22 protein-coding genes are annotated in these 22,360 nt (G+C 59.0%); 8 read left to right on the top strand and 14 right to left on the bottom strand.

Features of this window, described 5'->3' with window-relative positions; all coding sequences use genetic code 11:
• Positions 1 to 34: 34 nt before the first annotated feature.
• From mtrA to RAE07_RS10495, 3 genes are all read right to left on the bottom strand, one after another.
• Positions 35 to 727 (bottom strand): MtrAB system response regulator MtrA, encoded by a 693-nt coding sequence (mtrA, locus tag RAE07_RS10505; RefSeq protein ID WP_023027822.1) that lies wholly within the window; start codon positions 725 to 727, stop codon positions 35 to 37.
• 3 nt (positions 728 to 730) lie between these two features.
• On the bottom strand, positions 731 to 1,345 hold the full coding sequence (locus RAE07_RS10500) for a dTMP kinase (protein WP_317001795.1): 615 nt from the start codon (positions 1,343 to 1,345) through the stop codon (positions 731 to 733).
• Positions 1,346 to 1,412: 67 nt separating this feature from the next.
• Complete coding sequence (locus tag RAE07_RS10495) at positions 1,413 to 1,766, bottom strand: DUF4259 domain-containing protein (protein WP_023020773.1); 354 nt, start codon at positions 1,764 to 1,766, stop codon at positions 1,413 to 1,415.
• A 248-nt stretch (positions 1,767 to 2,014) separates the two neighbouring features.
• On the opposite strand from RAE07_RS10495, the gene RAE07_RS10490 reads away from it, so the two are divergent.
• Entirely contained in the window at positions 2,015 to 2,812 is a 798-nt protein-coding gene (locus RAE07_RS10490) for a hypothetical protein (protein WP_200288073.1), read from the top strand.
• 253 nt (positions 2,813 to 3,065) lie between these two features.
• Here the strand turns inward: RAE07_RS10490 and manA are convergent, their stop codons facing one another.
• Together manA and RAE07_RS10480 are read right to left on the bottom strand one after the other, a co-directional pair.
• Complete coding sequence (manA, locus tag RAE07_RS10485; protein ID WP_023020771.1) at positions 3,066 to 4,295, bottom strand: mannose-6-phosphate isomerase, class I; 1,230 nt, start codon at positions 4,293 to 4,295, stop codon at positions 3,066 to 3,068.
• Positions 4,296 to 4,301: 6 nt separating this feature from the next.
• Complete coding sequence (locus RAE07_RS10480; protein ID WP_239205936.1) at positions 4,302 to 5,324, bottom strand: exopolyphosphatase; 1,023 nt, start codon at positions 5,322 to 5,324, stop codon at positions 4,302 to 4,304.
• Between the two features lie 41 nt (positions 5,325 to 5,365).
• Here RAE07_RS10480 and cobA point away from each other — a divergent pair, with 41 nt between their 5' ends.
• Entirely contained in the window at positions 5,366 to 6,103 is a 738-nt protein-coding gene (gene cobA / locus RAE07_RS10475) for a uroporphyrinogen-III C-methyltransferase (RefSeq protein ID WP_023020769.1), read from the top strand.
• Positions 6,104 to 6,214: 111 nt separating this feature from the next.
• On the opposite strand, the gene RAE07_RS10470 is transcribed toward cobA, so the two are convergent.
• Genes RAE07_RS10470 through RAE07_RS10455 form a run of 4 tightly spaced genes read right to left on the bottom strand, consistent with a single transcriptional unit; the run spans position 6,215 to position 9,878 of the window.
• Entirely contained in the window at positions 6,215 to 7,264 is a 1,050-nt protein-coding gene (locus tag RAE07_RS10470) for a sulfite exporter TauE/SafE family protein (protein ID WP_284835967.1), read from the bottom strand.
• Positions 7,258 to 7,944 carry a sirohydrochlorin chelatase gene (locus tag RAE07_RS10465; RefSeq protein WP_317001794.1) on the bottom strand — a complete coding sequence of 229 codons (687 nt, stop codon included), beginning with the start codon at positions 7,942 to 7,944 and terminating at the stop codon, positions 7,258 to 7,260. The genes RAE07_RS10470 and RAE07_RS10465 overlap by 7 nt, the downstream gene beginning before the upstream one ends.
• 9 nt (positions 7,945 to 7,953) lie before the next feature.
• On the bottom strand, positions 7,954 to 8,205 hold the full coding sequence (locus RAE07_RS10460; protein ID WP_023020766.1) for a hypothetical protein: 252 nt from the start codon (positions 8,203 to 8,205) through the stop codon (positions 7,954 to 7,956).
• Positions 8,202 to 9,878, bottom strand: coding sequence for a nitrite/sulfite reductase (locus tag RAE07_RS10455; RefSeq protein WP_284835965.1), 1,677 nt, complete (start codon positions 9,876 to 9,878; stop codon positions 8,202 to 8,204). The genes RAE07_RS10460 and RAE07_RS10455 overlap by 4 nt, the downstream gene beginning before the upstream one ends.
• Before the next feature lie 252 nt (positions 9,879 to 10,130).
• On the opposite strand from RAE07_RS10455, the gene RAE07_RS10450 reads away from it, so the two are divergent.
• Positions 10,131 to 11,486: an FAD-dependent oxidoreductase gene (locus RAE07_RS10450; RefSeq protein WP_284835964.1), complete on the top strand. Its 1,356-nt coding sequence runs from the start codon at positions 10,131 to 10,133 to the stop codon at positions 11,484 to 11,486.
• On the opposite strand, the gene RAE07_RS10445 is transcribed toward RAE07_RS10450, so the two are convergent.
• Entirely contained in the window at positions 11,483 to 12,850 is a 1,368-nt protein-coding gene (locus RAE07_RS10445; protein WP_239208505.1) for a phosphomannomutase/phosphoglucomutase, read from the bottom strand. The genes RAE07_RS10450 and RAE07_RS10445 overlap by 4 nt on opposite strands.
• 54 nt (positions 12,851 to 12,904) lie before the next feature.
• Entirely contained in the window at positions 12,905 to 13,372 is a 468-nt protein-coding gene (locus RAE07_RS10440; protein ID WP_284835963.1) for a DUF3499 domain-containing protein, read from the bottom strand.
• Between the two features lie 95 nt (positions 13,373 to 13,467).
• Between RAE07_RS10440 and RAE07_RS10435 the strand changes: the two genes are divergently transcribed.
• Entirely contained in the window at positions 13,468 to 13,938 is a 471-nt protein-coding gene (locus tag RAE07_RS10435) for a metallopeptidase family protein (protein ID WP_248099705.1), read from the top strand.
• Between the two features lie 80 nt (positions 13,939 to 14,018).
• On the opposite strand, the gene RAE07_RS10430 is transcribed toward RAE07_RS10435, so the two are convergent.
• The 3 genes from RAE07_RS10430 to RAE07_RS10420 all read right to left on the bottom strand — a co-directional run bounded on the left by RAE07_RS10430 (position 14,019) and on the right by RAE07_RS10420 (position 16,929).
• Complete coding sequence (locus tag RAE07_RS10430) at positions 14,019 to 14,267, bottom strand: WhiB family transcriptional regulator (RefSeq protein WP_005528147.1); 249 nt, start codon at positions 14,265 to 14,267, stop codon at positions 14,019 to 14,021.
• Between the two features lie 567 nt (positions 14,268 to 14,834).
• On the bottom strand, positions 14,835 to 15,929 hold the full coding sequence (gene manB, locus RAE07_RS10425) for a mannose-1-phosphate guanylyltransferase (protein ID WP_023020760.1): 1,095 nt from the start codon (positions 15,927 to 15,929) through the stop codon (positions 14,835 to 14,837).
• A 100-nt stretch (positions 15,930 to 16,029) separates the two neighbouring features.
• Positions 16,030 to 16,929, bottom strand: a complete 900-nt coding sequence (locus RAE07_RS10420) for a glycosyltransferase family 2 protein (RefSeq protein ID WP_248099709.1) — start codon at positions 16,927 to 16,929, stop codon at positions 16,030 to 16,032.
• A gap of 124 nt (positions 16,930 to 17,053) precedes the next feature.
• Between RAE07_RS10420 and RAE07_RS10415 the strand changes: the two genes are divergently transcribed.
• From RAE07_RS10415 to RAE07_RS10400, 4 genes are all read left to right on the top strand, one after another.
• Positions 17,054 to 18,685 carry an LCP family protein gene (locus tag RAE07_RS10415; protein ID WP_239208501.1) on the top strand — a complete coding sequence of 544 codons (1,632 nt, stop codon included), beginning with the start codon at positions 17,054 to 17,056 and terminating at the stop codon, positions 18,683 to 18,685.
• Positions 18,686 to 18,710: 25 nt separating this feature from the next.
• Positions 18,711 to 19,376, top strand: a complete 666-nt coding sequence (locus tag RAE07_RS10410) for a TIGR03089 family protein (protein WP_317001793.1) — start codon at positions 18,711 to 18,713, stop codon at positions 19,374 to 19,376.
• Positions 19,377 to 19,419: 43 nt separating this feature from the next.
• Entirely contained in the window at positions 19,420 to 20,157 is a 738-nt protein-coding gene (locus tag RAE07_RS10405) for a sulfite exporter TauE/SafE family protein (RefSeq protein ID WP_239208499.1), read from the top strand.
• A gap of 501 nt (positions 20,158 to 20,658) precedes the next feature.
• The gene (locus RAE07_RS10400; RefSeq protein WP_317001792.1) at positions 20,659 to 22,050 is read left to right on the top strand and encodes a hypothetical protein; all 1,392 of its coding nucleotides are present in this window, start codon (positions 20,659 to 20,661) and stop codon (positions 22,048 to 22,050) included.
• The last annotated feature ends 310 nt before the right edge of the window (positions 22,051 to 22,360 follow it).

Below are 22,360 nucleotides of genomic sequence, written 5' to 3'. Positions count from 1 at the left end.
ATACGCCTTAAACGCTCAATGATGCCGATGGTTCTTACTCCCCGGCGCCGGGCTTACCGGTCTTATACCCCACGCCACGCACGGTCAGCACAATCTGCGGATCCTCCGGATCATGCTCGATCTTGGCGCGTAGGCGCTGCACGTGGACATTAACCAAGCGCGTATCAGAGGCATTGCGGTAGCCCCATACGGACTCCAGCAGCGACTCACGCGTATGCACTTGGCCAGGGCGGCGCGCCATCTCCAGCAGCAGGTCAAATTCCAAAGGAGTCAAGTTCAGTTCGGTACCATCCGTGCGGCGCACGGTATGCTCCGGCACGTCAATGATGAGGTCCGCCACCTCCAAGATTTCAGACTCCGCGGAATCGGTGCGGCGCAAGCGCGCGCGAATGCGGGCGATGAGTTCCTTGGGTTTAAATGGCTTGGTGATGTAATCATCCGCGCCGGATTCAAGGCCTAGTACCACATCGACCGTATCCGTCTTGGCGGTCAGCATAACGATGGGTACGGAGGATTCACGGCGAATGGCGCGGCAGATATCCACGCCGTTCATGCCCGGCAGCATAAGGTCCAGCAGAATGAGGTCCGGCTCGTGTTGCTCAAAGGCGGGCACGGCGTCATTGCCGTCCATGACCGGAATGGGCTTAAGTCCCTCAGACTCGAGCACAATGGTCAGCATCTCCGAGATAGCCGGATCGTCATCGACTACCAAAATCTTGGGCGCCACGTTTTATTCTCCTACAAGGTCTTTTATCGCTGAAATTATAGTATCCGCATCGGCGGTGACAATCCAGCGTCCACCCCAGCCCGCATCTGCTAGGCGCTGGTAGGCCGCGGCGGTGCGTTCCTGCAATCCGCCATCGCGCTCGTAGCGGTCACGCTCCCGGTTGGCATCTGCTTGGGCTCTTGCCTGCGCTCTTTCCGACGCCACTTCTACCGCAGTATCCAGATAAACCTGCAGATCCGCTTGCGCCAGGCCTAAAGTGCCAAATTCCAGATCATGCACCCAGTCCATGACGGCATCGTCTTCGAGTCGCGCCGCCGAATATGCCGCATTGGAAGCCACATACCGATCCAATAGCACCACGGCGTCCGTACCCTTAGCTCGCTGCAATTGGTCTTTTACGCCGTAACGATCCAAGGCAAAAAGAGTTGCCATGGCATATGCCGAATCTGTCAGGTCACCCATTTTTCCGTAGAGCGCCTTTTGGGCGAGCTGGGCGTGAATCGATTCTGCATAGCGCGGGAAGGCGATGACCTCCACGGGTCGATCCAACGACTCCCTGATTGTGGAGACCAGCGTATTCTTACCGGCACCGTCGATGCCTTCGATGCTGATAAGCATAGGTGTGGGGTACCTTCCCTTCTATTTTGTCTGGCATGAGGCCACTGCTGCGGGCAGTAGGTATGGCTTAGGACAGGGCCTCTATAAACGCTTCGAGGTCATATTCTTCCTCGACATTTTCTAGTACCTCGAGGGCATTTTCCGTCAAGGTTTCGCTGCCAGACCCCACCAGCTCCCTAATATAGGGGTAGTCTTCAACAACCTCGCCCGCACTGAAGGGCGCGCCAGCCCAAATGGCAGCGATGGTGGCTGCTGCTTGCGCGTTCTGTTCCTCTTCTTCACTGAGCTGCGGCTTGCTATGTGCTACTTCGCAGGCATCCTCAACGGCGCGAATTACCCCTTCTTCATCGAGGTTTGCCATTTCTTCCAAGAAATCGACGTTGAGGTCCGTGCTGAAAATATCTTCGTCCCAAGTACTCACTTTTTGACTCCTTCGGTGCTTTCAGCGCCATTTATACACGCTTTCCCAGCTAAAGAAAGCACGCAATGAAAAGGTTTGCAGGGCATCCTACATCCGCGAACTGGCGTTTTGTTGGCATATCACAGAATCACAACGCCGTAGCAATGTTTCCTAAACATGATAGTCTCGTTACCAACTTGTTACCGGGGTGCTATACCGCCACCTCCTATGGGGTTAAATCAGCCCACCTCACAGAAAGGACAGCCACGATGAAGCCAGATTCGCGCCGCGTCTACGTGTTCATTGTGGCCGGACTGATAGCCGCGGCCGTCGTCGGATTCACAGTCTGGCGCATGAGCTCGCCGAGCGCTAACTATTCCAATGCCGCGGATCAGTCCGGGACCACCTCCGTCTCCCCGACGCACACTGCGGCCGAGGAGACCACCACTTCTCCCACGGACCATTCGCCTTCAAACAAGCGCTCTGCACATGCGACAAGCTCTACAGCTTCGTCCGGCGATTCGAAGCACCACCAGCCGCATAACAGTGATCCGTATCTAGCCCCCAATGCGGTCATGCACCCGCAGGCGGCTACCCAGCCCACCAAGGTTTATCGTCCGGAGAATATTTCCCCACAAGGAGCCTCCTCGCAGGGTATGGGCAGCATCCAGGGTGAACAAGACACCGGCCAAGGCGTTCTGCGCCCGACGCCTGATTACCCAAGCAATCAAAACGGCTCGCAGGCTACCGGTTCCCCACAGGGCAACCAGGGCAACAACGGCGGCAATGGCGGCACCGCTCCGCAAACCACCACTGCCCCGTCCGCTCCGCAGCCTTCCCCGACGCAGCCTTCGGAGCAAAATGGGACGGGCACAACCACTGGTGAGAACAAGCCCAACCCGGACCGGGGACAACTAACCGAAAACAAGCAGCAAGAGGTCGCAGAGGCAGAAGTACCACGCGACGATCAAGCCGCCGCAGAGCAGCCTTCTGCCGAGCAGAACCAAGAGCCGACCGATTTCGTGCCGACCAAGCAGGCGCCGCGCAAGGCAGCCCCTTCACGCTAATCCACAGCCCACTGCTCTATTAGCTGAATACAAAAAGCACGTTTCCTCGATTCTGAACGCGAATTTCGAGGAAACGTGCTTTTGTATACGCCGGACCATTAGAGCTGTAAAAGAAACAGCCATGTGAGGCACTCGCGCAGCGACGAAAGCTGCGGCAGCGCGCCTGAAATGAAGCTCCACGCCTCGCCTGAGCCCCGGCGGAGAGGGGTTCGGCAAAGCGCGCTGGTGCGCAGGCGAGCCAAGCGCAGTCGGGCTAAGCGCGGGCGACGAAGAGGTCGGCGGCGTCGGATGCCGCAGTGGCGGTGACTCGCCCCTCAGAGGCAGGCAACCAGACGGCTTGGCCGGGGGTCACGGTGAGAGTCTTGCCGGCGGCATCAGTAAAGGTAACGGAGCCTGCGGTACACAGGGCGATGGTCGGGCCATCGTAATCAAAATCCACAGAAGATGCTCCGCTAAGCTCTACACGGTCTAGCAGGAATTCTTCAATCGGGACCGGGTAAGACCATGCGGCGGCATCGTGCACATTATTCTGAGCGGACTTATCCTGCTGTTGAACACGCGGTTCATCGGCAGCCGCGTAGGTGAGAACCTTGACTAGTTCGGGAACGTCAACGAACTTGGGGGTAAGGCCGCCGCGCAAAACGTTATCGGAGTTGGCCATAATCTCTACGCCAAGGCCGGAGACATAGGCGTGCAGCTGGCCCGCATCTAGGTAGACGGCCTCGCCGGGAGAAAGTTCGATGTGGTTAAGCAACAGTGCACCCAATACACCGATATCGCCCGGGTAACGCTGGTTGAGTTCCAGCACCGTGGACATTACACGGGACTTCCAATCGGCCGGGTCCGCGGCAATAAGGCGCTCACCAGCGGAGACTATGGCGGCGATGAGTTCCTTGCGCTTGGCGGACGGGATGGTAATCCACGTGGTAAAGAGAACGCGAAGGTTGGCGGACTCGGTGGTTACCGAGGGGTCCTCGTCCAGCATGGCAACGTAATGATCCAGCTCGGGGCACTCCAAGGCAGCAAAAAGCTCGCGAGTGCGCGCCAGCGGGCGGAAGCCAGCCATGGCATAGAAATCCGTGAGCGCAACGATAAGCTCGGGCTTGTGGTTATCGTCCTTGTAGTTGCGGTTGGGTGCGGTGAGTTCAATCCCAGCGGCATTCTCGCGGGCAAAACCTTCCTCTGCCTGCTCCTTCGACGGGTGCGCCTGTAGGGATAGCGGCTCCTCGGCCGCTAGCACCTTGAGGAGGAAAGGCAGGCGCTCACCGTACTCGGCGGAAACGCGGCTGCCTAGCTGCCCTGCTGGATCCTCCGCAATGACCTCATTGAGAAGGCGGTCATCCACCGTAGACGGGTCTCCGGGGTGGGCGCCGAACCACAGCTCTGCGACGGGCTTTTCTGAATCGGGCTGACCCTGCAGGTGTGGGATGAGGGTACGCGAGCCCCAGGAATAGTTGCGGGTGGCGCTGTGCAACAGCTGCATGTGTTTCTATCCTTTAGAAATCTCGTAGGCGGTCGCGGAGAAACTCCGCGTAATAAGCTGCAGTGAGCGGGCAAGATGCCCGAGGCCCGGTTCCGGGTCAATGCTGCGGACTGCAAGCGAGTTGGGCAGGTTCGCCTCTTCCTGCCCCCAGAAAATCACCTTCAAGGGTACCAAAGCATCCGTAGTGCCATCGCCATCAATGAAGGGGTCAAAGAAGAGATCATTTGCTCGGGAGCTATCGGAATCTCGGTCGAGTGCGCGTCGCAATTCCGCAGGGTCCACGAAAGCGCTCGGCAGGCCATGCACCGCCCAGATGGTCGCAGCCATACGAGCGACGAGGGCGTCGATCTGCACGTGCTCACGCCGCTCAGAAAAGGAATAAGGGTCGAGCACGCAGGAGTGGATGATGCGGGCGCCTTCGATAAATTCGCGCAGTTGGCGGCCCGGATTGGTAGTGGCATCGCGCTCAGGGGAAAGCTGCGCGAGTTCGCGGTCCACGGCTGCAGCAAGATCCTCCAGGATCTCTTTCACCGCGGTCGGGTCCTGGTAGAGCAGGCAGCACAGAGCATGCAGTGCGGCGATGTTGCGGGCAGGCGAACTGCCCTCTGCCGTAGGTAGGCAGGGGGCGATGAGGGTATCGTCCGGGCAGTCCTCCACGAGCGGGCCCTTGGCCGGGCCAATCAAAACGGTGGTGGCGCCGCGCTGGCTGGCGGCAATTAATGCGCGCGAAGCCCAATCGCATTCGCCGGTCTCGCCTACGACAACAACCACGTCCAATGCTCCCACGTAACGCGGGAGCGATTCGGTGACGACGAGCGGGATTCGCAGCGGCTCTGCAAGGCCGACACCCAAGTGGGCGGCTTCCCTGGCAATCGCATCGGTGGGGATTATGACCAGCGAGCGAGGATTAAGCCCGCGGAGCGCCTCGCTCCAAAGCTCCACTTCTCCGGCCAATAGGCGGATTTGAGCGCCTTCGTGCGCGACATCAAAAAAGCGCACGGTTTCGGCATCATAATTACCGGTATCCATGTGGCTTAAGCATAGTCGGGCACCCACTAAGATGGAGTCCCATGACTTCCGCACAGATCCATCCCGTGACCCTCATTGGCGGCGGCCCCGGCGCGTGGGACCTCATTACTGTACGCGGCATGCGCGCCTTGCAGGATGCAGAGGTTATTCTCGCCGATCACCTGGGACCTACAGCGCAGCTCGATAGGCTGTGTGATATTTCTTCCAAAGAGCTCATTGACGTCTCTAAACTCCCCTATAAGAAGTCAATCTCGCAGGAAAAGATCAACGAGTTACTCATCACTCATGCCCGCTCTGGCCGCAAGGTAGCCCGCCTTAAGGGAGGCGATCCCTTCGTCTTTGGGCGCGGATTTGAGGAAGTTCAAGCGCTGGCGGAAGCTTCGATTCCCACCACGGTCATACCGGGCGTAACTTCAGCTATTTCCGTTCCCGCAGCCGTTGGCGTTCCGGTAACTCAGCGCGGCATCGTCCACGGCTTCACGGTGGTTTCCGGGCATCTACCACCCGGCCACGAGAAATCCTTGGTGGACTGGGAAGCTCTCGCCCGTTCTGGCGCCACGCTGGCGGTCATTATGGGGGTTAAGAATGCACCGGCAATTGCTAGCACACTTATTGCAGCCTCCCTCTCCCCTTCCACCCCCTGCGCCATCATCCAAGAAGGCACGCTTTCTACCGAGCGCGCTTACCGCTGCACCTTGGCCACACTGGCGCAGACGATAACAGAGCACGATATCTCCTCGCCGGCGGTCTATGTCATCGGCGAGGTGGCCGGCCTCTAGCGGGTTCAGGGTAGCAAGACTCGCATAAGCCCTAACCCCACTTTCGGCCGCGTTCCGCCTACTGCAGCCAAACCTTGGTTTATTGCCTGGCCAAAGGCCGCAGTCGATGCGCTACATTCGGTCCGAGGCGGGGCTTTCGGGCGCCTTATCCTGCACGATGGTGACACCTGACCTGCGCGAACCGTGGAAGTGATGGGCGGCGGCGACACGCTCTGGGTAATCCGGGGCATGAAAGTCCGCGTGGGCGGCTTCCTCAGCGTTTTCTGCTTCCAATTCCGCTGCACGGGCACGCGTAGTGCGCAGCGTGCCACGAACTGTTGCGGCCGCACCAGCAGCGACCACGACGGCGATGACTATCGAGGTAACTGCTGATGGCACTGACCAGCCAAAGTAGGTCTCGGCGCCACCGATAACCTTGCTGATATTAAGCCCTACGATGGCCGTGCCCACCAATCCACCAAGCAGGACTGGGTTGATACGGGAGATGAGCCACGCAGCGATCGGAGCAGTGATGGCGCCGCCGATGAGAAGCGCGATAACGGCGGCAAGGTTGCCGACGATGTCGTGCCAGAGGCCGACGATAAAGCCCGCGGTGGCACCCAAGGTCACGAGGAATTCGGCGGCGTTGACCGTGCCCACAATGCGGCGCGGCTGCTCCCGACCAATGGCCATAAGCGTGGAGGTCGACACGGGACCCCAGCCACCGCCACCGGTAGAATCGACAAATCCGCCCACCAGGCCAAGGCCGGCGAGAAACGGAGTGGAATGCGAGCGCTTGTAGGCGGAACCGCGGCGGCGCGGTTGGGAGAACCGCCAGATGAGGTTAGCACCAATGCCTACCAGGATGAGTGCGGTCACCGGTGCAGCAGCGGCAGTGGAAATATTCGACAGCAACGTGGCCCCCACAAACGCGGCAATACCGCCGGGGATGCCAAGGCGGACCACCGTCTTCCAGTCCACGTTGCCGAAGCGTGCGTGGCTCAAACCGGAAATGGCAGTGGTGCCAAGCTCAGCGGTGTGCACGACGGCAGAGGCCTGCGCGGGACCTAGGCCGGCAAGGAGCAGCATCGTGGTAGACGTGACGCCGAACCCCATGCCGATGCCACCGTCCACGAGGTTGGCGGCCGCGCCGGCCAAGGCGATGAGAATGAGAGTTAGCATGGCGCGAATACCTCCTGTGCGCCGCGGCGTGCATGGTTAAAACGGTCTGTGACGAGGCCTGAAAGATCAGTGCCGAGCGGGTGCTCAACGGTCGCGGGAACACCCGCCAAGCGGTCTAGGAGCAGCCCCTCGGTGACAAAGAGCGGTATGACGCGCACACGCTTAGGGTCCGCATGCTCGCGACACAGGCGCACGATCCCCTCGCGGCCACCGCGGGTAGCAAATTCCACCGTCGCGGGTACGCCGGTGAGCGCGAAGGTGCGGTGGGCGAGCTCACGTATGGCATCATTCGCCGCTGAATCGGAGGAACCAACGGAATAGATGACCACGTGGGCGTCGCCAGGCCGGGTACGAGAGGCGAGCACACGGGCGAGGTCCTCGCCGGTGCCGAGGCCTGCGGCGAGGTGGAGGGACAAGTGTGAGGTCTGGGAGGCTGCGGCAAGCGCACGCGGAACATCAACGCGCTGGTGATACCCCTGGGTGAAAAGCAGGGGAACCACGATTGCCTCGGTCTCCCCCATCTGGGCAAGCTCGAGCGCGGCCGCGGTGAGGTCGGGCTCGTTGAATTCCAGGTGCGCCGCGCGAGCTGGACGCAGGCCCGTGGCCTGGGTCAAACGCTCAATTCCGGCCGCAGCACCCGGATGCCGTGAACCGTGAGACAGGGTAATGAGTGCGGGCATGGGGCATCCTTAAGCCTTTGGCGCCGTGGTGTGGCCGCGGCGGGCAAGCGAGCGCTTCAGTGCTTCGTTGGAGGACACGGCCGGTGCAGGGGCTACCGGGGCATCGTCCTGGCCGTGGAAACGCACGGAGAAAATCCGCAAGCATTCCTGGCATTTCCAGGCAAAATCGTCTTCCTCGTCCGGAAAGAGGTCGGTTCCGGCGCAATACGGGCAGAAGCTGGGATGGTTGCGGTTGGGATTGGGCTGGCGGCGAAAATTCACTGCAAGTCCTCCTCAGCTGCGCGCAAAACCCAGTGGCGGAACTGCTCACCTTCCTCACGCTGCTCCTTGTATTTGTTGACCAAGCGGATGACGTACTCGGGCACCTCATCGGCCACGACCTTGTGGCCACGCAGCTTGCGGCCCCAGTCCGGAGACAGGCCAAGGGCGCCGCCTAGATGGACCTGGAAACCCTCGACGCGGTTGCCCTCGGAATCAGTGACGATCTGCCCCTTCAGGCCAATGTCTGATACCTGCGAACGCGCACAGGCGTTGGGGCAGCCATTAAGCGCGATCGAAATCGGCACATCCAGATCGCCCAGGGTGTCTTCCAGGATGTCCACCAACTCGATGGCGCGGGCCTTGGTGGTCACGTGCGCGAGCTTGCAAAACTCCAGCCCGGTGCAGGAAATGACGCCACGGCGAAACTCGGATGGCTGGGAATACAGTCCGGTCTCGTCGAGCGCACGGGATAGGCTCGGGATGTCCTCTTCGTCGACGTCGAGGAAAAGCAGCTCTTTCATCGGGGTAGTGCGAATACGGCTAATCCCGAATTTCTCAGCCACGTCTGCGATAGCGATGAGCTGTTCGCCGGTGGCATGGCCCACGGTAGGCTTCACGCCCACGTAGAACTTGCCGTCCTTTTGGCGGTGCACGCCAAGATGATCGCGGGAGCCGGGCTCGACTTCCAACGGGACGCCATCCAGCAGCGGCTCATCTAGGTATTCCTCTTCCAACACCTGGCGGAACTTTTCAATGCCCCACTTAGCCACCAAGAACTTCAGGCGGGCTCGGTTTCGATTACGGCGGAAGCCGTAGTCACGGAAGATGCTGACCACACCGGCCCACACCTCAGGCACGCGTTCTAGGGGAACCCAGGCGCCGAGGGACTGCGAGAGCATCGGGTTAGTGGAAAGGCCCCCGCCAACAAAGCAATCGAATCCGGGGCCGTACTCCGGATGATTCACACCTACGAAGGCGACGTCTTGAATCTCGTGCGTGACGTCCTGACGGGAGTTGCCAGAGATGGCGGTTTTGAATTTGCGCGGTAGGTTATGGAACTCCTCACGCGGCAGATAGTTATTTTTGATCTCTTCAATGGCCGGGGTGGCGTCAATAATTTCATCTTCTGCCACGCCCGCGACAGGCGAGCCCAGGATAACGCGGGGCACGTCGCCGCACCCCATAAGCGTGCTCAGCCCCACCGACTCAAGCTTGTCCCAGATGGTGGGCACATCCTCGATACGAATCCAATGCAGCTGGATATTTTGGCGGTCCGTGAAGTCCGCGGTAGAGCGGGCATAATCACGCGAGATCTCACCCACAGCGCGCAGCTTGGCGGGATCGGCGCGGCCACCATCGAAGCGCACGCGCATCATGAAGTACTCATCCTGCAGCTCAGCGTTAGAAAGCTTGGCGGTCATCTCACCGCCCAAGTTTTGGTTGCGCTGGGTATAAAGGCCCAACCACTTGAACCGAGGAGCTAGGTCATCAGAAGGGATCGAGGAAAATCCTTGCTTGGAATAGATATCGATGACGCGCTGCTTGGCAGAAAGCCCACCATCCTCCTGCTTAATTACCTCATCGTTATTGAGGGGCTTGGTACCGTCAATCTTCCATTGGCCTTCGGGCTTCTTGGCGCGGGGAGTGCGCTTGGTATTAGTCGCGGTGGTCATGGTGTAGATCTCAACCTGCCTTTCCTAAGTATTGAAAGACAACCTACCCGTCTAAATCAGACAGACAAAGCGGTCTTTTTTATTTTCAAGTAAAAAATCGCCATACCCTGCGCAAAGGTCAGAATAATTTTAGAAACTAATTCTTAGCCTTGCCGCAACCTAGACCAGACGGTTCAATTGCCAGAAAGATAAAGCTAGGAAAATGAACCCAGCGGTCTAGCCCCGCGAAAAAGAGAAAGGCCTTCGCACAACATGAATCAGCCCTTAAAAGTAGCCGTGATCGGTGCCGGCCCAGCCGGCATCTATGCCTCCGACATCTTGGTAAAAAAGACTGGTGGTGAGGTACAGATTGACCTCATTGAGCAGATGCCCGCCCCCTTTGGCCTCATCCGTTACGGCGTAGCACCGGACCATCCGCGCATTAAAGGCATCATTAAATCCCTCCACCGCGTACTCGATACGGAGCAGATTCGCCTGCTGACCAACGTGCACATCGGCCGGGATATCACCGTCGATGAGCTGCAGCAGCATTATGATGCCGTGGTCTTTGCCACCGGCGCCGTGGGCGACCGCCACCGCGATATCCCCGGCGCGGACCTCGACGGCGTGCATGGTGCCGGCGAGTTCGTGGGCTTCTACGATGGCAACCCGCGCTTCGAGCGCAATTGGGATCTTTCCGCCACAGAGGTCGCAGTCATCGGCGTGGGTAACGTGGGCCTTGATGTCTCCCGCATCCTGGCCAAGACTGGTGACGAGCTCAAGGTGACCGAAATCCCCGATAATGTCTACGATTCCCTGGCCCAGAACCAGGCCGAGACCGTGCGCGTCTTCGGCCGCCGCGGCCCGGCGCAGGCCAAGTTCACCCCGCAGGAGCTCAAAGAGCTGGACCATTCCGAGTCCATTAATGTCGTGGTCTCCCCGGAGGACATTGACTATGACGAGGCTTCGCTGGCCGCGCGCCAAGAAAGCAAGTCCACTGACTTGGTGTGCCAGGTGCTCGAGCAGTACGCCATTCGAGATCCGAAAAAGGCACCGCACACCCTGCAGATTCACCTCTTTGAACAGCCGGTGGAGATTTTGGGGAAAGACGGCAAAGTCTGCGGAATTAAGACCGAGCGCACCGCCCTTAATGGGGATGGCAGCGTGCACGGTACCGGGAAGTTCACCGAATGGCCGGTGCAGGCGGTCTATTTCGCCACCGGCTACCGCTCCGATGCGGTCGATGGCGTGCCCTTCAACCAGGACAAAAACGTCATCAATAACGATGGCGGCCATGTCATCGATGCGGCCGGCAAGGTAGTTCCGGGCCTGTACACCACCGGATGGATTAAGCGCGGGCCAGTGGGGCTCATTGGCAATACCAAGTCCGATGCCACGGAGACGATTGGCATGCTGCTTGCCGACGCCGCCTCCGGCACCCTCCCCTCCCCTTCCAGCGACGCAGACATCACCGAGGTCCTTAGCGAGCGGGGAATCGAATACTTGACGTGGCAAGACTGGCAACGTTTGGACGCGGCCGAGCGCGCACTGGGCGAACGCGAGGGCCGCGAACGCAAGAAGTTCGTGGAGTGGGAGGACATGGTCTCCCACTCGCGCGCCGAGGTTTAACGGCGGATGATGGCGAGGACTTCGTCGACGATGGCCTGAACTTCGTCGGCGGTCTTTGCCTCTACGTTGAGGCGTAGCAGCGGTTCCGTATTGGAGGCACGTACGTTAAACCATGCCTCGGTTCCCTTGAGCTCGACAGTCACACCATCCAGCTCATCGACGGACTCAATTTTATCCGCCAGCTCATCCAGCACTGCCTGGGTAGCGGCTTTCTGATCCTCCACGGTGGAATTGATCTCACCAGAGGCTTCATAGCGGGAGTATTCTGCCATGAGCTCGCTTAGCGGCTTATCGGACTGTCCGAGCGCTGCCAGCACGTGCATAGCGGCAAGCATGCCGGAATCAGCATTCCAGAACTCCTGGAAGTAATAGTGCGCGGAGTGCTCACCGCCGAAGGCGGCCTTGTGCTCAGCCATCTGCGCCTTAATGAAGGAGTGACCCACGCGGGTGCGCACAGGGGTGCCGCCCTTTTCCTTGATGAGCTCCGGCACGGTCTTAGAGGTAATCAAGTTGTGGATGATGGTAGCGCCGGGGAACTTATCCAAGTAGCGCCCAGCCACCAACGCACAAATGGCAGACGGGGAAACCGGCTGGCCTTTTTCATCCACGACGAAGCAGCGGTCCGCATCACCATCAAAAGCCAAGCCAATATCGGCTTTCTGCTCCACGGTGAACTTCTGCAGATCCACCAGGTTCTTCGGGTCCAGCGGATTAGCCTCGTGGTTCGGGAAGGTACCGTCAAGTTCGAAGTACAAATCACGAACCTCGAAAGGCAGGCCATCGAAGACAGCCGGCACGGTGTGTCCACCCATACCATTGGCGGCATCTACAGCCACGACGAGAGGCTTGGAATCCTCCAACGGCACCAGCTTGCGTAGGAAGTCCGCATAGCCAGCCAGAATCTCCTGCTCTGCAATCGCACCTTCAGTGCCGGTGTACTCCGGGGTGCCTTCAATAAGCATCTGCTTAATCTGCCCCAAACCAGTCTCCTGACCCACAGGCACTGCGCCGGCACGACAGAGCTTAATTCCGTTGTACTTGGCTGGGTTGTGGGAGGCGGTAAACATAGCGCCCGCGCACTCCAGGGAACCAGCGGCGTAGTAAAGCTCGTCGGTAGAGGTCAGCCCCAACAGGGTCACATTGAGGCCCTGCGAGGTCACACCCTCAGCGAAGGCGCGCGCCAAGGACGGTGATGAAGGACGCATATCGTGGCCGACGGCCACGGTATTTTCGCCTTCCTCACGCAAGATGGCGGCAAACGCAGCGCCCGTATCGCGCACGAAGTTTTCATCGATGTCTTCGCCCACCACGCCACGGACGTCATAGGCCTTAATTACTGCATCAAGCTGCTCACGAGTTCGCATACCCAGCTATAGTACTCTCGCCCGCAGGGAAACTATCGCACTGCGGGGTCCGTGTCAGTCCAGTTCCGATTCCGCCGACGTTGTTTCATCGGGTACAACCGAAAGGTGGGCACGGCGGGCCTTTTTGGCATAAGCCACGCGACGGGTACGAAAGACCGGGTGATTCGAATTAGCTGGGTCAGCGCCATCAAAGGTCGCGGAATAGTCGATAGGGTCTGCCCCCGAACCGGCGCTACCGTCATCGACCAAGCCGGTGGTCACGCGGCCGTCTTCCTTGACCGCTTCTGCCAGGGCCATCAGATCGTCTTCCTCATCCAGCTCGATGCGATCGACGCGCACCAGCTCCCAGCCCACCGGAGCCGAGATGCGATCGCGGTGCGTGGCGCACAGGTCCCAACTGTGCGGGTTCTCTTCTTCCGCCAGCGGGCCGACCACGGCCGTCTGGTCCGCGTACGCATAGGTCAATGTCGCCACGGCGGGGCGGCCGCAGCCTGGGCGGGAGCAATGGCGAGAAATAGTCACAGCGCATAAGTCTAAACCCTTAGTTGAGATTTAGATAGTCTTCGCCCCGGCGTGGCTCCGCTAAATCCAGACCACCTGCGCCTTAGAATCAGGGCATGACCGCCGCTCGCCCGCACATCCGCCCCGCCCGCGACCGACACGGCCACGGCATGCGCGGACCCCTCCTCCCCCAGCAGACTCCGCGCTACCGCAGCGCGCGCGAGCACTTCGACATGGCCGTCTTGGAGGCCTATGCCCCCATCCAAAACTCCTTCGTCCCGCAATTGCGTGGCCTCGACCTAGCCGTAGACACCATTCCGCGCATGCGGCTCTCACCCGATATGACCGTGCTCCCGGATGAGATTATCGCCGATGGGCCGGTCCCCCTCGGGCGCGTGGTTCCTGCCGGCGTAGACTCCGCCGGCCACCCCACGCGCGCCCGGTTGGTCATTTTCCGCATGCCCATCGAGCAGCGCGCTTCCACCCCGTCCGAGCGTTCCGAGCTTCTAGGTACGGTTATTACCGCGCTCGTGGCGAATTATCTCAACTTGGACCCGGAGGAAGTGGATCCACGCTATAGCTGGTAGCCACCTTCACGATATGACCCAGCAGAAAGGCCCCGGGCCGCACGTCATGTGCTTGCCCGGGGCCTTTCTGGACACCTTAATTATCCAATCTCGCGCTTGAGGCGGCGGCGCTCACGGTCCGATAGCCCGCCCCAAATACCGAAGCGCTCGTCGTGCTCCAACGCGTACTCCAAGCATTCATCACGCACCGCGCAGGCCTGGCAAATGCGCTTAGCCTCACGGGTAGAACCTCCCTTTTCAGGGAAGAATGCTTCAGGGTCCGTCTGCGCGCACAGCGCTTGGTCCTGCCACTCCTGCTCGACGGCACCGAAGAGTTCATCGAGTGACATCTCTGCAGCAGCACCGCCACGGAGAATGGCGTTGTTATTAGCCATTTTGTCCACGCCTTTTCCTTTCTCCGAGGTTGGGTAATTCTAATCAGTGCAACCGACCGTACACCACATTCCCTTTGGGTAACCCCGCTGGGCCGGTGTGGAAGTAACAGCGTCGGCCGCTGTTTCTTTCACTGATGTAATTTCACACCGGATCACTAAATATCGTCAACCCGAATTAGCGGCTTCTTCGCACTTTTCGGCAAAAACGCAGCACACGATCCCCACGCGTCACATCTGTAACAACTACTCCCCACCGGGGGTATAGGTAGGGGGTACTACATGTAGTGGCACCCCGTTTTTCTGTCAACAATTTTCAGAAAATTCCGGCGTGTCGCGCGCACAATCTCTCAAAGAAGGGATCTACGTACTCACCAACGCTGCACAGATTTCGCATTATGGTGGCAGCTTTAGAAGGATAGGCTGAGTAATTCCGCATGGAAAAGGCCGAACCAAGGACTCATTTTCCTCAGTTCGGCCTATCCCAGTCAGACTTATCGCATAGCCCAGCCCACGGCAGGAGCGTTAAGCATCGGAACTAAAACGCACTCCAGCGTCCGGGATGGAAACGCCGGGGAAGACACGCATGCCGTCGAGAAGCTCGCAGCGCGCTCCAATGTGGGCGCCCTCGCCAATGACGCAGTTTTCAATGACCGCGTTGGCGCCAATATGTGCGCCGGAGGCAATAATGGAGTTATGAATGATGGCACCTGGCTCAATGCGCACGCCATCGAAGACGACGGTGCCCTCGAGGCGAGATCCGGCGCCTACCTCGGAACCACGGCCCACGGCAGTACCGGACAGCAGCAGCACGCCACCAGCGATGCCGGCCGAAGGATCCACCAAGGACTCGCCGGTCTTGCCTTCAATCAGCGGGGAAGGCGCAATGCCGCGCACCAAGTCCGACGATCCGCGAGTGAAGTCATCTGGGCGGCCCATGTCGCGCCAGTAGGAGTTGTCCACGTGACCGACAACGAGGCGACCCTCTGCCAGCAGTCCCGGGAAAGTCTCGCGCTCGACAGAGACGACACGATCGGCCGGAATAGACTCGATGACCGAACGCTTGAATACGTAGCAGCCGGCGTTGATCTGGTTGGTCGGCGGGTCCTCAGTCTTTTCCAAGAAGGCGGTTACCCGACCATTGGAATCGGTAGGCACGCAGCCGAAGGCACGAGGATCAGCCACGTTGAGCAGATGCATGGTGACATCGGCGTCCTTGTCATGGTGCGTGGTGAGGATTCCCTCCAGGTCCATGCCGGACAGCACATCGCCGTTGAAGACCATGACGGTGTCATTGCGCAGCTTGTCGTAGACATTGCGGATACCGCCGCCGGTACCGAGTGCGGTCTCTTCCACCACGTACTCGATCTCCAGGCCTAGGTCCGAACCGTCGCCGAAGTACTCCTCAAAGACCTCAGCCTTATATGAGGTAGACATGACCACGTGTTCGATGCCGGCGGCCTTGATACGGGCGAGAAGATGCTGCAGGAACGGATAGTTGGCCGTCGGCAGCATCGGCTTCGGTGTACCGATGGTTAGTGGACGCAGGCGGGTACCGCGACCGCCAACGAGAATCACTGCATCCGTGCTGGCACCGTGGGTGGTGACTGCTTCAGTCATAGTCTTCCTTATGTATGCAGACAGTTTTATTCGGTGATTTTCTGAGGGACAGTGTAGAGCTTAAAAGCGCAATCTAGGTCAACGGCACGCGCACCGCGGCCTAAGAACCTGCCGATGCCGAGGCAATTAACCCACGCACCCGCAGCCCCAGCCACAGTGCACCACGCAATGGGGCCTGCCACCAGGCGGGGTGGCGGTCTGCTTGGAAGCGGTAGGCGGAGTCATGGTGAGCGCGTAGCATGGCGCCGGCGTGCGCTTGTGTGGAATGCCCCTTGGCGTGACTGATGACTGCTTCTGGGCAGAAAATGTTTTGGTAGCCGGCACGCGCGAAGCGATCGCCTAGATCTACGTCTTCGAGGTACATGAAGTAACGCTCATCAAATCCGCCGATGGCTTCAAAAGCCTCCCAACGCACAAGAAGGCAGGAACCAGATAACCAACCAGCCGGCCGCTGCGTAGTCATATCGGTTTCATTGCGATAAGCGCGCGACCACGGATTAGAGGGCCAGATCGAGGAAAAGAGGGCGTGCCCAATGCCGGTGGCGACGGTAGGCACGGCACGGGCAGAGGGGTAATTGGTGCCGTCCGGCTCTACTATGCGCGGGCCCACGGCCGCAGCGTCCGGCCATTTGCGGGCACACTCGATGAGCCGATCGATAGATCCCGGTCTAAAGGCAACGTCCGGGTTGGAAATCAGGAAAAATTCCTCATCTACTCCGCCGCGCTCGCGGGCGAAGCGGGCACCGGCGTTCATGCCAGCGCCATAGCCGATATTCCCGCCGGTATCGAGGAAATCTACCCCGCCGCGCTCGCGGGCGGCAGCCTCGGGAACACCGTCGGTAGAGCCATTATCCGCAAGCACCACCTTGGTGCCGCGGGCGTACGCACTCGGCAGGGAGTCTAAAAAACTACCGAGGTATTGTCCGGGACTATAAGTCACGGTGATCACGGCCAGTGGGAGTTGAGTTGGAGTAGTCACAATGGCCACGAGCTTAGTCACAAGCACTCCTCGCGCTGGGCAGGGACACTGCCCGAACACGCGAAATCGGACGCGGATCACTAATTTTTTAACGTTCTGCCCTAAACTGTCTCCAGATCCCCACCAATCTAGAAAGCCTCCACTTGTGACTTCTGAGAACACTCGCCGGGCGCGCACCATTCAGCCGGCGCCCTCTGCCGCTAGTGCGGTAAAGCAAAAAGGTTCCACGGCCATAAAGACGATCGTAGCCCTGCTATCCGCCCTGATCCTGGTGGTATCTGGCGTGGGTTATGCCACCGTCGGCCGGCTTGATAATGGTATGTCTTCTGCCAAGGACTTGTCCTTAGGCGGCAAGGGACTTTCCGGTAACTCGCTCGATGGCGCGGTGGATATCTTGCTGGTGGGCAAGGATTCGCGCACCGATGCTAAGGGCGATCCCCTCTCCGATAAGGAACTAGCAGACCTGCACGCCGGCGTGGCCGATGGTGAGGAAAATACCGACACCATGATGCTCATCCGCGTGCCGGAGGATGGTTCCCGTGCTACCGCCGTGTCCATTCCGCGCGATACCTATGTTAAGGATCCGGAGTACGGCAATATGAAGATGAATGCTGTCTTCGCCTCTCACAAGAACGCCAAGGTGGACGAGCTCAAGCAGGAAAACGCAGAGGCAGAAGCAAAGGGCAAAAAGAAGCCGCACTCGGATAAGGACATCGAAAAGCAGGGCGTCGAGGCCGGCCGCGAAGGGTTATTGGCCATGGTGCGGTCCTTGACCGGTGTGTCCATCGACCACTACGCGGAGGTGGGCCTGCTGGGCTTTACCCTGCTTACCGACGCCGTCGATGGTGTCGAAGTCTGCCTCAATGATGACGTCAATGACGATATGTCTGGCGCTAAGTTCAGCAAGGGCAAGCAGACCCTCGATGGCGCCAAGGCCCTAGCCTTTGTGCGCCAGCGCTACAACCTGCCGCGCGGCGACCTCGACCGCATCGTGCGCCAGCAGGCTTTTATGGCTTCCCTGGTCAATAAGATCTTGGACAATGACACCCTGGCTAATCCCTCCAAGCTTTCCAAGATTGCCAAGGCGGTGGAACGCTCCGTAGTCATCGATGAGGGCTGGGACATTATGGGCTTTGTTACCCAGCTTGCCGGCCTGGCAGGCGGCAATGTCACCTTCACCACCATCCCTGTTACCTCCATCGACGGCCAGGGCGATTATGGCGAATCTATCGTTACTATCGACGCCGCCGAGGTTCACCGTTTCATGGACGATTTGGCTAAGTCCCACGATGAAGCCACCGATGAGGCCAAGGCCGAGGATAAGGACAAGCAGAAAAAGGCGGACAAGGACAAGGACGTCGATCCTAATATCAATATCCACGTCCTCAACGCCGGCAATATTGACGGCCTAGCTTCCGGCATCGGCTCTTGGCTTGAGGGCAAGGGCTATACGGTAGAGCGCTCCGCTAACGCGCAACCGGGCATCTACAGTGAGTCGCAAGTGGTAGCCGCTGATCCGACGAGCAAGGAGGCGAAAGCCCTAGCCAAGAAACTGGGTGGCCTGCCGGTGGCAGAGAACCCGCAGCTCGATAATGACACCCTCATCGTCGTGGCTACCGATGACTACCAGGGCCCCTCCGATAAGGAGGCCAGCGCCCAAGAGCCGGAGGAAGACAAGTCCAGCCAGCCGGTAGGCACCCCGGGCGATGACTTCGGTACCGCCAAGGTTTCCCCAGAAATCGACGCCGGTGGCGATGGCCCGCGCTGCGTGAACTAGCACTTCTCCCCTACGATGGGCGAGTATGGAACTACTCGCCCATCTTTTGCATGCCGATGCCGCCTCTCCGCGCCTTACCGTATATAACGAGACCACCGGCGCACGCATGGATTTTTCCGGGCAAACGCTCGACAATTGGGTAGCGAAGATCGCCAATATGCTGGAAGAAGAGCTCGACCTAGAGGCAGATTCCACCATTGCCATCGATCTGCCCTCCTCGTGGCAAGCGGCCGTTGTGGCCTTGGGTGCGCTCGCCTCCAGCCCTTCCTATAGCTTTGGCGAGTCTGCCGCGCTTGCCGACGTCGTCTTTACCTCCCCCTCCCGCTACCCCGCCGCCCATGATCGTCAACCCCAAGCCGATATCGTGCTCATCAGCGAGGACCCCTTTGGCCGCGGCGTCGTAGAATCCGGCGGCGATCTACCCACTGGCGCTATTGATTTCGGCCCTACCGTGCGCTTCTACGGCGATCAGTACTTTGGTGAAACCCAGCCACTGCCGCAACTCGTCAATACTCCTGCGAGCGCCGAGCGCCTGCTATCTACCGGCTGGTCTGATAATGAGTCTTTTTCCCGCGCCGTGCTCGAGCCCCTCGCCGCGGGAGGTTCCGCCGTCATCGTTGCCGGCGTGTGCCCAGCAGAGCGGTTAGAGGAAATCGCCTCCAATGAGAAAGTGACAGCTCGCCTTTCCTAGGTTTAGTCGGCAGGATTGAGCCCAGATACACTTAGCACTCGTTATGTTTCTGGGAATCTCCGCGGACGCATGGTCCTATATCTTCATCGGCCTCCTCATCCTTGCCGGCACCATCACTCAGGGCGCCATCGGTTTTGGTTTAGGGACCATTGCCACGCCCATCATCGCGCTCATTCGACCTGACCTGCTACCCACGCTCATTCTGCTGCTCGCGTTGTGCATTTCTAGCTATACGCTATCGCGCTCCTACCGCGAGACTTCTTGGCGCGTGGTGGGAATCTCTTCTCTTGCCCGCATCCCCGGTTCCTTAATAGGCGCTTGGGCAATCGCGAGTCTGTCCCCTGATGGATTATCCATCTTCATCGGTTGCGCCGTACTCTTTGCCATGACCCTATCCAGTTTGGGATGGAGCCCGCGGCCGACCACCCTCAATACGCTCATCGCCGGCGTAGCCTCCGGCATCCTGGGCACCTCCACTTCCATAGGCGGCCCGCCCATGGCGTTGATTATGAAGCGTTTTGATCCGAACCGTACCCGCGGCACTTTGGCGGGCACCTTCGTCCTCGGAACCTTAATTTCTCTTATAATTTTGACCCTCAATGGACAGATCAGCAGCACCCAAGTAACCGCTGCGGCGGCCTATTTCCCCCTTATTGTCATTGGACTTATCGCAGCGAACTACCTCAACCGATTTATAGATAGGAAACTGCTCAACCGCATCGTCATCATTGTGGCCATCTCTGCAGCCCTCATGCTGATCGTCGAATCCGCCCTCTTCTAGCCCTGCACCCCACCCTCTTCGGAACATCCTGGACAGTTCCGGTTGCGAAATGCACCAACCTCTGCCATGTAAACGCCTATAACTTATGACATGTAACATTCACGCGCAGGCATTTTATAACCACCTTTCACCCGCTTAAATGCAGCGTACGACGCATATAGTGGTACGCCCGTAATTTCCCTACAAGACTCGTACGTCACTTTTGGGAGAGGCAGAATACCCCCACACGGGGGTATTCCAATTCGCTCCAAATAGGAATTGTATAGACATCTATCCATCAATAATTTTTGACACACTATCGACCACTTAGCAGGAACAAGACCTAATAAACAGCTTGGTCTATATGAAGTATATCGCTCCTTCTGGAGGCAAAATATATAGACATCTAAGAGATGACGTAACTTTAAGCGTGTTTTAGCGTTTTCTTAGCGCAACGTCGAGAGTTGCTGGATTTCATTCATAAGTTCATTCATTTTCTACCTGCATTAGGAGAAGTTCTAGATGTCGATTCGTCGTCGCATGACCGGCTTGACCGCCGGCCTCATCGTCGCCGGCACCGCATTCGCGGCACCGCTGGCTGGCGCCACCACCCAGACCGAGTCCTACCCGGAAACCCCGGCGCTGAACCCGGATCTGCCCATCATCCACACCACCCACGGTTCCGACCACATGAAGGCGAACGTTCTGAACCCTCGCCCGATATGTAACCCGTGGGAGGACCACCGCACCGTGGTCTACAAGGTTTCCGATCGCTTCCTGCCGGCCGGCACCATCTCCACCACCAACCAGACCAAGAAGGACATCCCGCTGCAGCAGGATCTGTCCAAGTCCCAGTCCATCTCCGTTTCCGTCAACGGTGACCGCACCGAGACCACGTCCATGAACCTGGGCGGCAAGGGCTCCGGCAAGAATGCTGAAGGCTCCGCAGGCATCTCCCACGAGATCGCAACCAAGATTGGTGCTAGCGCCTCCTACTCCCTGTCTTGGGAGGCTGGCCAGTCCATCGGACCTTACGACGTTCCGCCAAACCACACCGGTGAAGCTACCTACGGCTTCCGCGTGCTGAACATGACCGGTACCCAGCAGTACTGCAAGCCAAACGGCACCTGGTCCACCCCGACCGCTTGGAATGCAATGCAGCCGGTTAAGAACGAAGTTCGCGTCAAGCTGTACGACAAGCTGTCTGATTCCTACGCTCCTAACAAGGATGCCCAGAACACCACCGACGTCAACGACCCGAAGGTTGTGCAAGAGGACAAGAACCTCGAGGCTGACGCAGAGGTAATCAAGGACACCGAGGGCACCGCCAAGGAAGATGCCGAGAAGGTTTCTGAGGCAGAGGGCAAGAACGAAGAGGCTGCTGACAAGAAGAAGCAGGAAGAGGTTGATGCCAAGGAGGACAAGAAGGACTCCAAGCACAAGCTCGACCTCGAGCCTTACATGACCGTTTCCGGCGCTAAGCACGCTGGCTTCGCAGGCACCGTTGCAGTCCGCGCCAAGAACGTTGGCTCCGAGCGCTACTACGGCGAGTTCCCAGCTACCCAGTTCCGCGTTGATGTGAAGACCGCCAAGGGCCCGAAGGGCGTTGACCGCCTCATCACTCCGCGTTCCTCCAAAGGCGCTCACATCCGTGACCTGGGCTTCAACGAGAAGACCTCCACCCGCTCCTTCGAGGTAACCCTGGCTAACCCGATTAACGCTGGCGAGGAGGCTCGCATTGCGAACCTGGACTTCGGCGATGGCAAGACCAAGGAAGGCCGCCTCATCAATAACATCGAGGTAACCCAGACCTCCCGCATCAAGGGTGATGACTCCAAGTACAACGACCAGAACGTTGATTCCCGCGAGCACACCTTGAATGACTTTGGCAAGAAGGCTGAGGGCCTGTTCTAAGAACACCTCACTTCTGCCCTAGGAATATAGTTTCCTAGCCCGTCTCAAACAGAAGGCCGCCGCACCTCCCATGGTGCGGCGGCCTTCTTCTTGTCCATTGGCCGACCCACCTCCAACTTTGTATCCTTGACCGGTACGTCATGCCTTCTCGAAGGGAGTTTTTTAGAGACTAAAACACCAATCCCACCCCGTGCTGTCAAGGGGTGAATGCGCCACTTCGACCGGGAGGTAGTTGTGACGCGTTGGACTCCGAAGGATGTTAAGGATGCTGCTGTTGAGCGCGTGGTGGCAGGCGAGGCAGTTAGCCTGG

The sequence above is a fragment of the Corynebacterium nasorum genome, assembly GCF_032821635.1.
Lineage (GTDB): Bacteria > Actinomycetota > Actinomycetes > Mycobacteriales > Mycobacteriaceae > Corynebacterium > Corynebacterium kefirresidentii.
Note: the sequence above shows the minus strand (reverse complement) of the source record. Positions and strands in the feature narration are given on the sequence as shown.

What these genes read in the sequence shown, in the direction of transcription:
- RAE07_RS10500 (WP_317001795.1), bottom strand. Translation starts at nt 1,345, where the DNA reads ATGCTTATCAGCATCGAAGGCATCGACGGTGCCGGTAAGAATACGCTG.
- RAE07_RS10490 (WP_200288073.1), top strand. Translation starts at nt 2,015, where the DNA reads ATGAAGCCAGATTCGCGCCGCGTCTACGTGTTCATTGTGGCCGGACTG.
- manA (WP_023020771.1), bottom strand. Translation starts at nt 4,295, where the DNA reads ATGCAGCTGTTGCACAGCGCCACCCGCAACTATTCCTGGGGCTCGCGT.
- RAE07_RS10480 (WP_239205936.1), bottom strand. Translation starts at nt 5,324, where the DNA reads ATGGATACCGGTAATTATGATGCCGAAACCGTGCGCTTTTTTGATGTC.
- cobA (WP_023020769.1), top strand. Translation starts at nt 5,366, where the DNA reads ATGACTTCCGCACAGATCCATCCCGTGACCCTCATTGGCGGCGGCCCC.
- RAE07_RS10470 (WP_284835967.1), bottom strand. Translation starts at nt 7,264, where the DNA reads ATGCTAACTCTCATTCTCATCGCCTTGGCCGGCGCGGCCGCCAACCTC.
- RAE07_RS10465 (WP_317001794.1), bottom strand. Translation starts at nt 7,944, where the DNA reads ATGCCCGCACTCATTACCCTGTCTCACGGTTCACGGCATCCGGGTGCT.
- RAE07_RS10455 (WP_284835965.1), bottom strand. Translation starts at nt 9,878, where the DNA reads ATGACCACCGCGACTAATACCAAGCGCACTCCCCGCGCCAAGAAGCCC.
- RAE07_RS10450 (WP_284835964.1), top strand. Translation starts at nt 10,131, where the DNA reads ATGAATCAGCCCTTAAAAGTAGCCGTGATCGGTGCCGGCCCAGCCGGC.
- RAE07_RS10445 (WP_239208505.1), bottom strand. Translation starts at nt 12,850, where the DNA reads ATGCGAACTCGTGAGCAGCTTGATGCAGTAATTAAGGCCTATGACGTC.
- RAE07_RS10435 (WP_248099705.1), top strand. Translation starts at nt 13,468, where the DNA reads ATGACCGCCGCTCGCCCGCACATCCGCCCCGCCCGCGACCGACACGGC.
- RAE07_RS10430 (WP_005528147.1), bottom strand. Translation starts at nt 14,267, where the DNA reads ATGTCACTCGATGAACTCTTCGGTGCCGTCGAGCAGGAGTGGCAGGAC.
- manB (WP_023020760.1), bottom strand. Translation starts at nt 15,929, where the DNA reads ATGACTGAAGCAGTCACCACCCACGGTGCCAGCACGGATGCAGTGATT.
- RAE07_RS10410 (WP_317001793.1), top strand. Translation starts at nt 18,711, where the DNA reads ATGGAACTACTCGCCCATCTTTTGCATGCCGATGCCGCCTCTCCGCGC.
- RAE07_RS10405 (WP_239208499.1), top strand. Translation starts at nt 19,420, where the DNA reads ATGTTTCTGGGAATCTCCGCGGACGCATGGTCCTATATCTTCATCGGC.
- RAE07_RS10400 (WP_317001792.1), top strand. Translation starts at nt 20,659, where the DNA reads ATGTCGATTCGTCGTCGCATGACCGGCTTGACCGCCGGCCTCATCGTC.